Raw genomic sequence first — 14,819 nt, 5'->3', positions numbered from 1 at the left:
AAGGGGAAAGATTAATCATGACTGATGATAATTCAATGACAAAAAAGCATAAATTAATCCACTACGCCAACGGCCCTTCGTTGGAAGAAATTAACGGTACCGTTGATGTACCAAAGAACAAAGGTTTCTTTAAGACCTTATTCGCATATTCAGGACCAGGGGCTTTAGTTGCCGTTGGTTACATGGATCCAGGTAATTGGTCAACATCTATTACAGGTGGTCAAAATTTCCAATACCTATTAATGTCAGTTATTCTTATGTCTAGTTTAATTGCCATGTTACTGCAATATATGGCTGCTAAACTAGGCATCGTGAGTAAGATGGACTTGGCACAAGCCATTCGTGCCAGAACAAGTAAGTCACTAGGTATCGTATTATGGATCCTAACCGAATTAGCTATCATGGCGACAGATATTGCCGAAGTTATCGGTGCTGCTATCGCTTTGTACTTACTTTTCCATATTCCATTAGTAATTGCCGTATTCATCACTGTTGGTGATGTTCTAGTATTGCTATTATTAACAAAGATTGGTTTCAGAAAAATCGAAGCTATCGTTGTATGTTTAATTCTTGTTATTTTATTTGTTTTCGTATATCAAGTTGCTCTATCAAATCCTAACTGGGGTTCAATATTTGGTGGATTAGTACCAACAGGTAAGACATTCTCAACAAGCCCATCAATCGGTGGTCAAACACCATTGACAGGTGCTCTAGGTATCATTGGTGCTACTGTTATGCCTCACAACTTGTACCTTCACTCAGCTATTTCACAAACAAGAAAAGTTGATCACACTGATGAAGATTCAGTTGCACAAAACGTTCGTTTCTCAGCATGGGATTCAAACATCCAATTGACAGCTGCATTCTTCGTTAATGCTTTGCTATTGATCATGGGTGTTGCCGTATTTAAGAGTGGTGCCGTTAAAGATCCATCATTCTTTGGTTTGTTTGAAGCTCTATCAGATACATCTACATTAAGTAATGGTATTTTAATCAGTGTTGCTAAGTCAGGTATCCTTTCAACATTGTTCGCCGTTGCCTTGTTGGCATCAGGTCAAAACTCAACAATCACTGGTACCTTAACTGGTCAAGTTATCATGGAAGGTTTCGTTCACATGAAGATGCCTCTATGGTTACGTCGTTTAGTAACACGTTTAATCTCAGTTATCCCAGTTCTTATCTGTGTTATGATGACAAGCGGTAAGAGCGCAATCTCTGAGCACGAAGCCTTGAATACCTTGATGAATAACTCACAAGTCTTCTTAGCCTTCGCCTTACCATTCTCAATGTTGCCATTGTTAATGATGACAAACAGTAAGACAGAAATGGGTAACAGATTTAAGAACTCAATGTGGTTACAAGTTCTAGGTTGGTTCTCAGTTGTTGCCTTAACATTCTTGAACCTATACGGACTACCAGGTCAAATTGAAGCCTTCTATGGCGACAATCCAGCTAAATCACAATTAGCTACAGCTGACATGATTTCATACGTATTGATTGCAGCCGTACTAGCATTGTTAATCTGGACCGTTGTAGATCTTTATAAAGGTAATGAAAGATTGAAGAAACAATTATCAGCAGAAGGCGCAACAGATGCTGTTGACGCTATTGCTAAGAATGAAAGTACTAGATAGTAAGAGCTGTGAAAAAACATGGTCAGCTACCGAGTACTAACACAAAAAGCGCAAACTCACGAATGTGAGCTTGCGCTTTTTAGGTTAGACGGAAGTAGCTATGTTTTTTCACGCGATACTGAAGCCGCAAGTTTGAGGATAAAAATAGGAAGAACAATTCTAGACGATAAAACAATTTTCCACAATAACGAATGTGAGCTTGGGATTTTTTGGGTTAGACGGAAGTAGTTATGTTTTTCCACAATAAAGGATATGATTCTGCATTCTTCCCATATGTTATGCAATATTTCATTACTATAGGAAGAAAAACAAATAAACTGATAAAATCACTAACTAAACCCAATCAAAAAATCTTCACATTTTGGTACCAATTAATTCGTATTTTAACAACGATAAATTCATAATCATCCGTTATTATTTAAGCATAGTCAAATAACAAAGCAACAAACAAACAGATTTGACTATTACAAAATACTATTAAAATGAATAAAAATTATATCCCCCTCCCAAAAATATAAAACGAAAGAAGAAAACAATATGAGAAATATTAATAAAACAGGAGCTTGCAAATATGCAAGCTCCTTTCTTTTGTCCTAAATCAAAACACCGTTACAATGATCGATTTCATGCTGAATTATTTGAGCAATGAAATCAGTGAATTCTTGGGTATGTTCCTTAAAATTTGTATCTAAATATTCCACTGTAACGCTTTTATAACGGCTGGTTTTTCTTTGACCATCTAAAGAAAGGCAGCCTTCAACAGCTTGATATTCATTCTTTCGATTAATAATAGTGGGATTTATCATCGGAACAGTCATCATTCCCATTGAAAAAGCAATGATTCGTTTGTTGACGCCAATCATATTGGCAGCCATGCCGACGCAATTTTCATGATGATATTTCAAAGTGTCTTGTAAATCAGTTACAACGTTTAAATCGTCTTTAGTGGCGAGACTTGATTTTTGAGCTAAAAAAGTAGTATCGCGATTGATTGATCTAATCATAGTGGACTCCTGTGTCATTAATTAATTACCATTAGTATAATGGAACTAGTAAAAGTTTAACAAGCGGGGGTAGAAAATGAATTTATTGTTTGCGATTGACGATAACGTGGTGACACAGTTAATGACGACCTTGTATTCAATTAAGCAAAATTCATCAGCCAAAAATTATTCAATCTATGTGATTCAAGATAGGAAATTACGCGAGTCGAAGAAGCTGCAGGATTTTTGCCAGAAATTAGGGATGCATTATCATCCAGTTATGGTACAAAAATCTGATTTTGATAGTGCACCGACGACGGACCGTTATCCAAAGACAATTTATTATCGTTTATTAGCCCATAAGTATTTGCCTAAAAATATTAAACGAATTTTATATTTAGATGTCGATATCTTGATCATCAATGATTTGAAGCCTCTTTATCAAATTGATTTAAAGGATTATTGGTACGCGGCTGCTAGTCACAACTCACTTGATGTCACAGATGATTTAAATAAATTAAGGTTAGGTAATTATGAAACTGAAAGTTATTACAATTCCGGCGTTCTGTTGATGGATTTAGATTCAATTAGGGAAAATGTTAAAGCTAGTGACATTTTTGCTTATATCAAAAAGAAGGGGAAAACTTTAGTGTTGCCTGATCAAGATGTGTTAAATGGATTGTATGGCCAGCATATTATGAAAGTTCCAGACGAATTGTATAACTATGACGCTCGGATGAACCCTTTGTATTTTGCAAAAAGCAATGGCGACTGGGATATTGATTGGGTGATTGATCACACGGTAGTCTTACATTTTTGTGGTCGCGATAAACCTTGGCTGCCTGATTATAAGGAACGTTTCTCAGGATTGTATAAGCACTATGCGCATAAAACTAAGCAAATACTATAATGGAGCATCTACTTTTTAGTAGATGTTTTTTTATTGTCAAAATTAATCTCTTGACTAAGTGTCGTTAACGACATATACTATTGTTTGTCGATAACGACATAATGATTTTTACAAGGAGCTATTAATTTATGACTAAAACATTTAAAACTTTAGACGATTTCTTAGGAACACACTTTATTTATACATACGACAATGGTTGGGAATATGAATGGTACGCTAAAAATGACCACACAGTTGACTACCGAATTCACGGTGGCATGGTTGGTGGCCGTTGGGTAACTGATCAAGAAGCTCACATTGTTATGCTGACAGAAGGCATCTACAAGATTTCATGGACAGAACCTACTGGTACAGATGTTGCTTTAGACTTCATGCCTAACGAAAAGAAACTTCACGGAACAATCTTTTTCCCTAAGTGGGTTGAAGAACATCCAGAAATCACTGTTACTTACCAAAATGAACACATCGATTTAATGGAAGAATCTCGTGAAAAATACGAAACATATCCTAAGTTGGTGGTTCCAGAATTTGCTAACATCACATACATGGGTGATGCTGGTCAAGATAACGAAGATGTTATCAGCGAAGCACCTTACAAGGAAATGCCTGACGACATTAGAAATGGCAAGTACTTTGACGAAAACTATCACCGTATCAATAAATAGCATGATAGAATGGTATACGAAGAATCGTATATCATTTTTTTTGGAGATAAAAATGCCTAAGAAACGTATTTTACCCTATGTCTTACTAGGATTGATCAATAATAAAGGAAAACTCTCCGGCTACCAAATCAGTCAGGAGTTTAAAAATGAGGTCGGTGAATTCTGGCATGCTTCACACAGCCAAATTTATCCAGAATTAGCACGGATGAAAGATGATGGTTGGGTGAAGGATGAAGATGATGGTAAGTCAACCTACTATTTAATTACTGATAATGGACAACAAGTGTTACGTAGTTGGTTGGAAGAACCATTAAGCAAAACTGGAGAATTGTTCTCGTTAAAACTTTATTTTATTAAGGATAAGTCGGATTCACTATTAAAATCCTTAATTAGACAAGAATTAGAAATAAAACTAGATAAATTAACCCATTTAAAAAAACGGCTCAAAACGGTTTTCTTTAGCGACAAGCAAATTGAACAAAACTATGGCCATTATTTGATTTTAACGCGAGCAATTGAAAGAGAAACAAATCACGTTAAATGGTTACGTACCAACATCTAAGGAGCGTACTGAATAAGTAGGCTCCTTTTTTTATTGACAGATAAGAACATATGTTCGTATAATGGAGATGCATACAAAAAGGAGGTATAAAACGATGGATTACAGTAAAGAACCACATGGAGTTTTCTTCTTAATTGATAATAAGTCGTTTTATGCCAGCGTTGAGGCAACGTTAAGGGGCTTGAATCCGTTAAAAGAACTGCTGGTAGTAATGAGTGAAGCTGAGAATACTAATGGTGGCTTGATTTTAGCAACTTCGCCGATGGCTAAAAAAATCTTTCATCTTAAGGCAAATGTTTCTAGACAGCGCGACTTGCCAGAGGATCCAAGATTGATTGTTGTCCCACCGCGAATGAATCTCTACATCAAACGAAACTTGCAGATTAATAGTATTTTTCGTGAATTTGCCGCTGAAAGGGATGTTTGGCCGTATTCAATCGATGAATCAATTCTTGATATGACGCATTCTTGGAGATTATTTGGCAATTCTCCTAGAGAAGTTGCCCGAGTGATTCAAAAAACTATCAGAAAGCGTCTGGGATTGTATACGACCGTTGGAATTGGTGACAATCCTGTGCAAGCTAAGATTGCGTTAGATATTTATGCTAAGCATGATCCACAACTAATGGGTGAGATTCATTACGAAACAGTCCCTGAAAAAATTTGGTCGATTTCAAATATGACTGATGTCTGGAGTATTGCCAAACGAACAGAAAAAAGATTGAATCGTTTGGGGATTCACAGCATGTATGAGTTAGCTCATAGCAATCCTTTCTATTTGAAAGAAGAATTAGGGTTGATTGGCGAACAAATTTTTGCGATTGCTTGGGGAATCGACCGTACAAAGATTTCTGATAATATTGCACCTAAAAGTCACAGTATTGGCAATTCTCAAGTTTTGCCAAGAGATTATTTCAATAAGTATGAGATTGAAACAGTTATTAAAGAAATGGGTCAACAAGTTGCTTCAAGATTACGTCATCATCATAAACAAGCAGGTTGCTTTTTCTTAGGTGTCGGTTATTCCTATGCTTCTAGTGAAGAAGGCGAGCGAGGCGGTTTCAATATTAGTGGCAAGATAAACCATACTGATAATGATCAAGAAATAGCTGATTTATTAGTTTATTTATTTGAAAGTCAGTGGCAGGGACAGCCAGTACGCAATCTATCGGTTTATTCTTCTAAATTGATTGATAAAACTAGCCAGCAATTGAATATATTCTTGCCGGTTCAACAACAATGTAAGGATGAAGATAAGTTAAAGGTCGTAGACGAAATCCGTAGTAAATATGGCTTTCAAGCGCTCGTCTATGCTAATAGTTTACAAAAGGGCGGAACCGCGATTACCCGCAGTACTTTAGTGGGTGGTCACAATGGCGGCAATGCTTATGAATAAAGATTTTCAAATTATTATGGAACGGATTAAAGCAAATTTTACTAGAAAAAGAGATACAAGATATTGGTTGCAAATCGTCAATGACCCGTTTGATCGGACTTTTAATTTTTTTATTAATACGCAATATCGTAAAAAAAGGATGCATTCGGTTCCATTACACACGATAAATGTGTATAATTTGTCATATTTAGAGAAAATAGTTGTTCAAATAACCAAAAAAATCCATCTAACTATAGTTTATGATGGATTTATGGGTTTGAAATGGCCCGAGCAACAGGAATTAATTCAAAGAAGGCGACACAGAGATGAATAGTAAGTACGAAGCGGATCCAGATATGGTGCAAGCGTTCTTTGATAATTATTATCATGATCGTGGAAAAATGAAGTGGCAAGGATTTTACTTGTCTGATCATACGGCAGCGTTGAACCGTCAAAAAAAGCAACAACAACATCGAAATGAACTGCGCCCGCAACAAAAAGATGAACAAATAACCAAGCTTTTAATGCAATCTTTTACGTATAATCAAATTGTAAAAGTTCAGTTAAATATTGTAGATTCTAATAATGAAGTGGCAGACGACTTAACTGGAGAGGTTTCCGGTTATGACAATGATGTCTATCACTTAGATAATAAAAAATCCTTTCACCTCGGGGATGTTAGAAATGTTGAAATAGTAATCTAAAACGAAAAAACTACCAACCTATTAAATAAATAATAGATTAGTAGTTTTTTTTGGTTATCAGGATTTATTTAGTCATACAAAAAGGCCAGATGACCACATCTGACCTCCTGCTGATACGAAGTAAGTCGAGAAACTTACTCGCTAAAAACGTATCTTCATGATTATAACAAACATTTTATAAAAATACTAGTAGTCATTTTCATCTTCTATAATATGCTCTTTAGTTTGGTTAAAAATCGTGATGATATGTTGATCACTTAAGCGATAGTGAATGTTGCGACCACGTCTAGCATTGGAAACCAAATTTAATTGTTTAAGAATACTCAATTGATGAGAAATTGATGACTGACTCATATCCAAAGTATCAGCAATTTCTCCAACACTAAGTGGAGTCTCAGCTAGAGCTAAGATGATCTTGACCCGAGTCATATCCCCGAAAGCCTTGAAAATATTGACCATGGCATCCAAGTCATTGTCGCTAGGGAGATTCTGTTTTAAAGTGTGTAAAGCTTGTTGATGATCGAGTTCAAAATTTTGTTCTGGCATAGCTTATCCTCTTGTTGAAATAGGTTGAAATTCATTAAGACTTATTATATTATAATCAATATATGAATGAATGCTCATATATTCAAATGAACATATAATCATTTCAAGGAGGATGTTCTCGATGAAGTCATACGATGTCCAAACTGATTATAAAATTAAAAATAAACCTAAACGAGTAAAAAATGAGTTAAGTCGTGAGACAAAAATAACGATCACACGACTCTTAACCTCTTTTATTCTACTACTTCTTGGTTCGAGTTCTTTAGTATCTGGGCCAGTCGACGTAATCTTTTTCGTTGTCGCCTATTTAGTGATTGGGGCCAGAATCGTTTATAAAGCCATTCGAAATATTTTTCAAGGTGATATCTTTGATGAGAATTTCTTGATGAGTATTGCGACGATTGGAGCAATCATTTTAGGAGAGTATCCTGAAGCAATTGCTGTGATGCTGTTTTACGAATTGGGAAACGTCTTTGAAGATGTTGCGGTTAATAAATCAAAGAAGTCGATTTCAGCTTTACTAGAAGTAAAACCAAATTTTGCGACTTTAAAAATCGGTCAGGAAACTAAAATCGTTGACCCCAGTGAAGTTTTGATTGGACAAATCATTTTAGTGAAGCCTGGAGAGAAGATTCCTTTAGATGGAACAGTTGTCTTAGGACAATCATCAGTCGATACTTCAGCTTTAACAGGTGAGTCGATGCCACAAAATTTAAAAGTTGGCGACAAAGCCTTAAGTGGTTCGATCAACCAAAATGGCACATTGCAAATTAAAGTCAGCAAAGTCTACAACGATTCGACCGTTGCTAAGATTTTAGACTTAGTTGAAAATGCCAGCAATAAAAAAGCTGACACGGAAAAATTCATTACTAAATTTGCCAAAATTTATACGCCAATCGTTGTCTTTTTAGCGCTTGCTTTAGCTGTCGTTCCACCATTAGCTTTTGCAGGAGCTTGGAGCACTTGGATTTATCGAGCTTTGATTTTTCTAGTGATTTCATGTCCTTGTGCCTTAGTGATTTCCGTTCCCTTGAGTTTTTTCGGTGGCATTGGAGCCGCTTCTCGTCAAGGAATTTTGATCAAGGGCAGCAATTATTTGGAAGCCTTGAATTCAGTCGATACTGTCGCCTTTGACAAGACTGGAACGTTAACTAAAGGCCAGTTCTCAGTTACTAGCGTGACACCAGTTAACGATGTTTCACCAGAACAGCTTTTACAAATAGCTGCTAGTGTTGAGAAGAATTCGACGCATCCGATTGCCGTCTCAATTTTGAAGGCTTATTCAGGAAAACTCTTGAGCGTTGAGAATTCTCATGAACAAGCAGGACACGGCTTAGTTGCTACGATTGCTGGAGAAAAGGTAATCGTGGGAAATGACAAGGCCATGCAACAAGCTGGCATAGATTATGTAAAAAATACTGCTTTAGGAACTATCATCTATGTAGCTAAATCACAGCGTTTTTTAGGTAGCATCGTGATTTCAGATGAACCGAAGCGCGATGCTCGAAAAGCTATCCAATTATTGAACAATCGCGGGATTTCGCAAACGGTCATGCTGACAGGCGATAATCAAAAAATCGGTTCAGCGATTGCTAAGAAATTAAAGACGAGCGACGTTTATACGGACTTGTTGCCTGAAAATAAAGTCCAAATCATCAAAAACCTCTTGCAAAAATCGCATCAAGCTAATAAAAAAGTAGCCTTTGTCGGCGATGGCATCAACGATACTCCAGTTTTAGCTAATTCAGATATTGGCTTTGCAATGGGTGGTTTAGGATCCGATGCCGCTGTTGAAGCAAGCGATATCGTCATTATGGGCGATGAACCTTCTAAAGTTTCTAAGACAATGAAGATTGCCAAGAAAACTCGTCGGGTCGTGCTTGAAAATATCAGCTTTGCTTTAATTGTTAAAGTTTTGTTCTTATTAATGGGAGCTTTAGGATTAGTCGATATGTGGCAAGCAGTTTTTGCCGATGTGGGCGTGACGATTATTGCGGTTTTAAATGCGATTAGATTACAATTTATTAATTTTGATAATTGAACAAAAAGAAGCAACTTCTCAAGTTATCTTGAAAGGTTGCTTCTTTTGCTATGTTATTAAAATGAACGATTATTTCAGGATACTCGCAAGGGTATTTTGAAAAGGGTAATTACATTTTCGGGAATATAATTTTATTGTTCTCACCAATTCGTCAGGCTGATTATTCCAATAATCATAAACAAAATCTGGAGACTTAAGATTATTCATATTTTTGTAATGACTTTTACACCAATTGTGAGCTGATAATTTTTTGCCACTTTTATCTGCCTTTCGATTTTTAAAAGCATCAAAGTCGCCGTTGCTAACGATAAATAACATTTCAATTTCAGGTGAGGTATATAAATTCGTAATTGAAGAAATTAATCTTTGATAGGCTTTGGGTATTTTGAATTTTTCGTTATGTGAATCTAAAATTCTCAAAATTGATATTTGATTATTTTGGAAACCAAATGTGAGATGTTCTCTGGCAAAGGTTCTACCATTTCTTTCTCTAATGACATCTTCCTCTAGCATTTCATTTCTATCAAATTTTAGTAGGTGATGGTCTAAAAGAACATTGATGATTGACTTTTCAGCACCGCCTTCAATAATTACAGCAATGTAGTTATTATTCATTATTTTTGTTCCTCACGCTGTTGGTTAAATTCTTTGATACTCTTAATAGTAGTTTTCTTTAAAGCTATGTAAGCACTGTATTCTGGTGCGGTACCTTGAATGCTATTAGACATGAATACTTCAGATCTCAAGAGATCATTTCTGATTTTAGTATTTGAGTATCTAGTCAATGATATGTTTTTCAATCTTCTAGCAATAAATATTTGGTCATTTCTATCAATATCATCTAAGAATTCAGAATAGTGAGTTGTGAATACTAATTTAGCATTGTTAATGTTTATTGCTGGATCTTTAAAGTAATTAATAAATGTTCTGGCAATAGCGTGGTTAAAGTGGTTTTCGATTTCGTCTACAAAAATAATTCCGCCATTTTTTAAAGTACTGAGAATTTGTGTGTAAAGTGAAATTCCTTTGGCAGTTCCAGATGACAAATAATATTCAATAGTTGCAAAATTTCTGTCTGTGATTTCTTGATTGCTATTTTTGAATTTCAATCTGTAAAATATTTGTTGATTAGTATTATTATTATTTGCACTTTCAATTTTCAGATATTCAATACTTGAATCTAAATATTGTAAGACTTCACTTGGTACACTTCCAAAATTAGAAATGAAGAAATTAGTATTAGTAAAAATCGTATTGTCAGCAACTTTCAAAGTTTCATAATTATTACTTCTCATGACAGTTCTAAACATAGAATCATCTGATGCCAAAACAGCTGCAACGTCAGTATTTAAGTTGTTGCGATCCATTATTAAGTCATTTTTGGAGAATTTTAATAAATTTTTCTTAGCTTCGCTGATTCTAGCTTTTTTCCGATAAATTTTTTCAGATTTAACTTCATATTCATTTAGGTCGGAATCTACTTCATCGCTGCTTTTTCCTATAACGATAGTGTCTTGGTAAAGAAAATTATTGCTACCATAAAAATAGACGTCAAAAGTTACTGTAGAATCATCAAAAAGTGCTTCTTTTAATTTGGTTTCCTTGATAGATCTACCGATTGATAATAGAGATAAAATTCCCATTGTAAGTTTCATGATTGTAGTTTTACCAGTAGCGTTTTTACCTACGATTGTCGTTACATTATTTGTATAATTGGCGCCAAATAAGTGCATGAGTGACTCTGTATGATTTTTTGAGACTCGACTATTTGTTAATAAAGAGAAATGAAGATTATCTTCAAATAGAGGGTATCCTTTAATATTGATTGCTAAAAATCGTAATTTATTTGTCATTGTTTCACCTCATTTGATACAGAAATTATCAACTTTCTATGTAATATCTTAACAAAAAATACACGTTATAACCAAATTTTTCGTTTATAACATCGAAAAAATCTTCTGTGGATAGTAAAATATCATTCTATAATCGTTTTGAACGTAAAAAGAACTCTCTTACAAGCGTGACGCCTGTAAGAGAGTTCTTTTCATTATCAATTTATTATGAAGGTAAAACATTAATCGTATAGAGCAAGAGAATAAAGACGAAGAACAGGATGTACATAATTGGTGTAACTTCCTTTCTTCTGCCGGCAGCCCACATTGTGAGAGGGTAGAAGAGGATTCCAAAGGCGAATCCGTAAGAAATGTTATAAGTCAATGGCATACCTACGATAGTTAAGAAAGCAGGCATGGCAATTTCAAATTTGTTCCAGTTGATTTGTTTCATTGACTGAGCCATCAAGATTCCGACAATAATCAAAACTGGTGCGGTAACGTTTGATGTAACGACGGTTAATAATGGCGAGAAGAACATGGCAACTGCAAACAAGACACTGACGACTAGTGAAGTCAAACCCGTTCTACCACCAACTGCTATTCCGGCTGAGGATTCGACGTAAGCAGCTGTTGGAGTGGTACCCATAACTGCACCACCAAGCATCGAAATTGAGTCAGCCATCAAAGCACGGCCAATTCTAGGCATTTTGTTATCTTTCATGAACCCAGCTTGTTCAGCCAAGCCAATCAAAGTACCAGCAGTATCGAAGAACGCTACTAATAAGAAGACTAAGACGACAGCCCAGAGTTTTGGATCAGCTAAATCAGGCAAGTGAGCGATTCCGACACCAAAGGTTGGTTTCATGCTGGGAATTGTCGAAATGATTTGGTGTGGCAATGGAATTAACTTCGTTACTAAACCAACGATGGTCGTCATGACCATACCAATGAAGATGGAACCAGGGACTTTTTTAGCCATTAACAGACCAGTTGCCACGAGGCCAAAGATTGTTAGCCAAGTAGTTGGAACAGTCAATGACCCCATCTCAACTAGTGTTGACTTGCTTCCAGTTACGAGGCCGCCCCCTTGCAGTCCAACAAAAGCGATGAATAATCCGATACCTGAGGCCATCGCGAGTTTTAAGTCATGGGGAATCGAATCGATGACTAATTCACGTAATTTTAAAACCGAGATAAGCAAGAACAAGATGCTGGACATAAATACTCCAGCCATTGCTGTTTGCCAAGGGATGCCCATGGCTAGAACAACTGAATAAGTGAAGAAAGCATTGTCCCCAAGTCCTGGAGCAATGGCGATTGGGTAATTGGCAAGTAATGCCATCAAGATAGAACCTAAAATTGCAGAAAGAGCAGTGGCTGTGAAGACAGCACCTTTGTTCATACCAGCAGTTCCCAAAACCTGTGGATTGACGAAGAGAATATAAGCCATTGAAACAAAAGTTGTTAAACCAGCTAATATTTCGCGTCTAACGGTAGTTTGGGCTTCTTTAATATGAAAGAGCTTTTCGATGAAACTGAGATTGTCTACACCGGATTCCATGATATTAACCCCCTAAGGTTTATTAATTTACTCTGTAAGTATTACAGAACTTGTAAAATAATACAACTAAAAGACGATTAAATATGACAAATATGTATATATTGTTCGGATAATCTGTTTTCAAAAAGCTGGTTATGGTGATTATCGTTATATAAATTGTGTGAATACCGAATAAATTATAAAATCCCAGCCAGTTTCACAAGAATTGGTTGGGATTTTATTTAATTTATTGAAAATTTAGTTGAAGAAATCTTCTTCAGGTTGGTCGCCACTAGCAAAGGTGTATTCTTTTCCAATTGTATTAGGATTTTGAATAATCAAGGCGAGGGCTTTGGCAACGTCGACACGAGGTATCATGCCTTGTTCGTTTGGACCGAGCAACTTAACTTTGCCTGTGCCGTCTTCATCGCTCAAGCCGCCAGGATGGATGATAGTGTAATCAAGACCGCTTCCGCGCAAATGGTCGTCAGCGTAATGCTTAGCAATCATATAAGGTCTAATGCCACTTGCTTCCCACTTGCTGCGATTGTCGCTAAAGAGTGAACTAACCATGATATAACGTTTGATGCCAATAGTCTCAGCGACCATCATAGTTTTAATTGCTCCATCAAGATCAATTTCAATCGTCTTGTCATAACCGGCACCACCAGCACCAGCGGAAAAGACGATAACGTCAGCTCCAGAAGCTTCAATTGAATCCTTAATATCATCAAGTGAAGCTGTTAAATCGATGAATTGAGTTTCAATATTGTTTTCATTGTAGGCTTTGATCTGTTCTTGACTGCGCAATCCAGCAACAAAATCGATGTTTCTTGATTGTAACTCTCCAATCAGTAGGTGACCCACTTTTCCGTGAGCACCAATAATAAGAACTTTCATATTACAAAACCTCCTTAGTTAAACATACTGTATCAATATTTTTTTAATAATGCTAGTTTAATCCACTAACGGTACTCAAAATAGACATATAATAATGAAGAAAAGTAATTTTTTAGTAGTAATTGAACCTAATTCATTAGTATATTAAACTTAGCACGACAGGGGGAGAAGATAGTATGAAGATATTAGGAATATTAGCTTCGCACCAAGAACATGGTCTAAATGCCAAGTTGTTGGACGAAGTTTTGCAAAATGTAAAGCCTGGTGTGGAAACTGAGACAGTCTATTTAGAAAATTACGATATCACGCCTCATAAATACCATGAGAAAAATGCTGTCTTGGATGAATTGTCGAAGAAGTTGATGGAGTCTGATGTTTGGGTCTTCGCTGCACCAACTTATTGGCGCGAACTTTCCGGAGTTTTAAAGAACTTCTTCGATTGTATGCGTCCCAAATTCGTTTATTTCAAAGAAAATGGCGATACGATTCCCGGACAATTCAAGAACAAGCATTACTTGAGTATCAGTTCATGTTATGTTTCAACTTTGGAGAACTTCATTACTGGTGTGACTGATGAGAGTTTTAAGACAATCGATCGAGTCATGACAGCAGCAGGCGTTATCAAAGTCGGGGAAATCGTTTTGCCAGGTACTTTTGGGATGAAAGAGATACCAGAAAGCAAAAAAGAACTTTGTCACAAATACGCTAAGAAGATTTCAGTTAGAAAGAGAAAGGATGATTCAACTTTGAAAAGATATATACAGCTATTCTGCATGATTGCCGTGATGGCATTAATAACAATGGGTATTCAAATTCCAATGAAATCCTTTATTGGCGGTAGTTTTTGGTTGAATTATGTTAGTTTCACTGTGATTTTCTTCGTGTTGCTGGCATGTATTTTGCATTTTGTTACATTTGTAAAACATCGTCGGAGATGATTTGATGATTTTGGAGATTAGTTCGAACAAATTTGGGTAGATAAAAAGGCAGTCAGATTGGTGATTGCCTTTTAGTGTTTTTAGAATTGGTATTGGTGGCTTTTGGGATTTAGGAAAGGGTCCAAACCTTAAGTTCACGAGCTTTAAAACCACGCTTCTCTTGGTTTTCCTGCTAAACTAAAACGA

General features: G+C 36.1%; 15 protein-coding genes. 9 read left to right on the top strand and 6 right to left on the bottom strand.

Annotation, left to right across the window (positions count from 1 at the left end):
• Positions 1-17: 17 nt before the first annotated feature.
• The gene (locus FHL05_RS01590; protein WP_153521875.1) at positions 18-1,634 is read left to right on the top strand and encodes an Nramp family divalent metal transporter; all 1,617 of its coding nucleotides are present in this window, start codon (positions 18-20) and stop codon (positions 1,632-1,634) included.
• Between the two features lie 593 nt (positions 1,635-2,227).
• Here FHL05_RS01590 and FHL05_RS01585 read toward each other — a convergent pair.
• Positions 2,228-2,638 (bottom strand): peptide deformylase, encoded by a 411-nt coding sequence (locus tag FHL05_RS01585; RefSeq protein ID WP_153385685.1) that lies wholly within the window; start codon positions 2,636-2,638, stop codon positions 2,228-2,230.
• A 76-nt stretch (positions 2,639-2,714) separates the two neighbouring features.
• Here FHL05_RS01585 and FHL05_RS01580 point away from each other — a divergent pair, with 76 nt between their 5' ends.
• The 6 genes from FHL05_RS01580 (at position 2,715) to FHL05_RS01555 (ending at position 6,833) form a co-directional block, all read left to right on the top strand.
• Positions 2,715-3,527 carry a glycosyltransferase family 8 protein gene (locus FHL05_RS01580; protein ID WP_153385686.1) on the top strand — a complete coding sequence of 271 codons (813 nt, stop codon included), beginning with the start codon at positions 2,715-2,717 and terminating at the stop codon, positions 3,525-3,527.
• 128 nt (positions 3,528-3,655) lie between these two features.
• Positions 3,656-4,192 carry a phenolic acid decarboxylase gene (locus FHL05_RS01575; RefSeq protein WP_153521873.1) on the top strand — a complete coding sequence of 179 codons (537 nt, stop codon included), beginning with the start codon at positions 3,656-3,658 and terminating at the stop codon, positions 4,190-4,192.
• 52 nt (positions 4,193-4,244) lie between these two features.
• Positions 4,245-4,754: a PadR family transcriptional regulator gene (locus FHL05_RS01570; RefSeq protein WP_153385687.1), complete on the top strand. Its 510-nt coding sequence runs from the start codon at positions 4,245-4,247 to the stop codon at positions 4,752-4,754.
• Between the two features lie 94 nt (positions 4,755-4,848).
• Positions 4,849-6,150: a Y-family DNA polymerase gene (locus tag FHL05_RS01565; protein ID WP_153385688.1), complete on the top strand. Its 1,302-nt coding sequence runs from the start codon at positions 4,849-4,851 to the stop codon at positions 6,148-6,150.
• A complete protein-coding gene (locus FHL05_RS01560) occupies positions 6,128-6,463 on the top strand; it encodes an acetyl-CoA carboxylase (protein WP_238333983.1) in 336 nt (111 codons plus the stop codon). The genes FHL05_RS01565 and FHL05_RS01560 overlap by 23 nt, the downstream gene beginning before the upstream one ends.
• Positions 6,456-6,833, top strand: coding sequence for a YolD-like family protein (locus FHL05_RS01555; protein ID WP_153385689.1), 378 nt, complete (start codon positions 6,456-6,458; stop codon positions 6,831-6,833). Before FHL05_RS01560 ends, FHL05_RS01555 begins: the two co-directional genes overlap by 8 nt.
• A gap of 186 nt (positions 6,834-7,019) precedes the next feature.
• Here FHL05_RS01555 and FHL05_RS01550 read toward each other — a convergent pair whose 3' ends face one another.
• Complete coding sequence (locus tag FHL05_RS01550) at positions 7,020-7,379, bottom strand: ArsR/SmtB family transcription factor (RefSeq protein ID WP_153521871.1); 360 nt, start codon at positions 7,377-7,379, stop codon at positions 7,020-7,022.
• A gap of 121 nt (positions 7,380-7,500) precedes the next feature.
• On the opposite strand from FHL05_RS01550, the gene FHL05_RS01545 reads away from it, so the two are divergent.
• The gene (locus FHL05_RS01545; RefSeq protein ID WP_153385691.1) at positions 7,501-9,420 is read left to right on the top strand and encodes a heavy metal translocating P-type ATPase; all 1,920 of its coding nucleotides are present in this window, start codon (positions 7,501-7,503) and stop codon (positions 9,418-9,420) included.
• A gap of 69 nt (positions 9,421-9,489) precedes the next feature.
• On the opposite strand, the gene FHL05_RS01540 is transcribed toward FHL05_RS01545, so the two are convergent.
• From FHL05_RS01540 to FHL05_RS01525, 4 genes are all read right to left on the bottom strand, one after another.
• Positions 9,490-10,035, bottom strand: coding sequence for an N-6 DNA methylase (locus FHL05_RS01540; protein ID WP_153385692.1), 546 nt, complete (start codon positions 10,033-10,035; stop codon positions 9,490-9,492).
• Complete coding sequence (locus FHL05_RS01535) at positions 10,035-11,273, bottom strand: AAA family ATPase (protein WP_153385693.1); 1,239 nt, start codon at positions 11,271-11,273, stop codon at positions 10,035-10,037. The genes FHL05_RS01540 and FHL05_RS01535 overlap by 1 nt, the downstream gene beginning before the upstream one ends.
• A 205-nt stretch (positions 11,274-11,478) precedes the next feature.
• Positions 11,479-12,816, bottom strand: a complete 1,338-nt coding sequence (locus tag FHL05_RS01530; protein WP_153521869.1) for an NCS2 family permease — start codon at positions 12,814-12,816, stop codon at positions 11,479-11,481.
• A gap of 237 nt (positions 12,817-13,053) precedes the next feature.
• Positions 13,054-13,695: an SDR family oxidoreductase gene (locus FHL05_RS01525; protein WP_153385695.1), complete on the bottom strand. Its 642-nt coding sequence runs from the start codon at positions 13,693-13,695 to the stop codon at positions 13,054-13,056.
• Positions 13,696-13,871: 176 nt separating this feature from the next.
• Between FHL05_RS01525 and FHL05_RS01520 the strand changes: the two genes are divergently transcribed.
• The gene (locus FHL05_RS01520; protein WP_153385696.1) at positions 13,872-14,633 is read left to right on the top strand and encodes a flavodoxin family protein; all 762 of its coding nucleotides are present in this window, start codon (positions 13,872-13,874) and stop codon (positions 14,631-14,633) included.
• Positions 14,634-14,819: the final 186 nt, after the last annotated feature.

Source organism: Companilactobacillus halodurans (assembly GCF_009600995.1).
GTDB classification, from domain to species: Bacteria; Bacillota; Bacilli; order Lactobacillales; family Lactobacillaceae; genus Companilactobacillus; species Companilactobacillus halodurans.
This window is presented reverse-complemented; position numbering and strand designations above follow the sequence as displayed.

What these genes read in the sequence shown, in the direction of transcription:
- FHL05_RS01560 (WP_238333983.1), top strand. Translation starts at nt 6,128, where the DNA reads ATGGCGGCAATGCTTATGAATAAAGATTTTCAAATTATTATGGAACGG.
- FHL05_RS01540 (WP_153385692.1), bottom strand. Translation starts at nt 10,035, where the DNA reads ATGAATAATAACTACATTGCTGTAATTATTGAAGGCGGTGCTGAAAAG.
- FHL05_RS01585 (WP_153385685.1), bottom strand. Translation starts at nt 2,638, where the DNA reads ATGATTAGATCAATCAATCGCGATACTACTTTTTTAGCTCAAAAATCA.
- FHL05_RS01575 (WP_153521873.1), top strand. Translation starts at nt 3,656, where the DNA reads ATGACTAAAACATTTAAAACTTTAGACGATTTCTTAGGAACACACTTT.
- FHL05_RS01520 (WP_153385696.1), top strand. Translation starts at nt 13,872, where the DNA reads ATGAAGATATTAGGAATATTAGCTTCGCACCAAGAACATGGTCTAAAT.
- FHL05_RS01535 (WP_153385693.1), bottom strand. Translation starts at nt 11,273, where the DNA reads ATGACAAATAAATTACGATTTTTAGCAATCAATATTAAAGGATACCCT.
- FHL05_RS01545 (WP_153385691.1), top strand. Translation starts at nt 7,501, where the DNA reads ATGAAGTCATACGATGTCCAAACTGATTATAAAATTAAAAATAAACCT.
- FHL05_RS01550 (WP_153521871.1), bottom strand. Translation starts at nt 7,379, where the DNA reads ATGCCAGAACAAAATTTTGAACTCGATCATCAACAAGCTTTACACACT.
- FHL05_RS01570 (WP_153385687.1), top strand. Translation starts at nt 4,245, where the DNA reads ATGCCTAAGAAACGTATTTTACCCTATGTCTTACTAGGATTGATCAAT.
- FHL05_RS01525 (WP_153385695.1), bottom strand. Translation starts at nt 13,695, where the DNA reads ATGAAAGTTCTTATTATTGGTGCTCACGGAAAAGTGGGTCACCTACTG.
- FHL05_RS01580 (WP_153385686.1), top strand. Translation starts at nt 2,715, where the DNA reads ATGAATTTATTGTTTGCGATTGACGATAACGTGGTGACACAGTTAATG.
- FHL05_RS01590 (WP_153521875.1), top strand. Translation starts at nt 18, where the DNA reads ATGACTGATGATAATTCAATGACAAAAAAGCATAAATTAATCCACTAC.
- FHL05_RS01530 (WP_153521869.1), bottom strand. Translation starts at nt 12,816, where the DNA reads ATGGAATCCGGTGTAGACAATCTCAGTTTCATCGAAAAGCTCTTTCAT.
- FHL05_RS01555 (WP_153385689.1), top strand. Translation starts at nt 6,456, where the DNA reads ATGAATAGTAAGTACGAAGCGGATCCAGATATGGTGCAAGCGTTCTTT.
- FHL05_RS01565 (WP_153385688.1), top strand. Translation starts at nt 4,849, where the DNA reads ATGGATTACAGTAAAGAACCACATGGAGTTTTCTTCTTAATTGATAAT.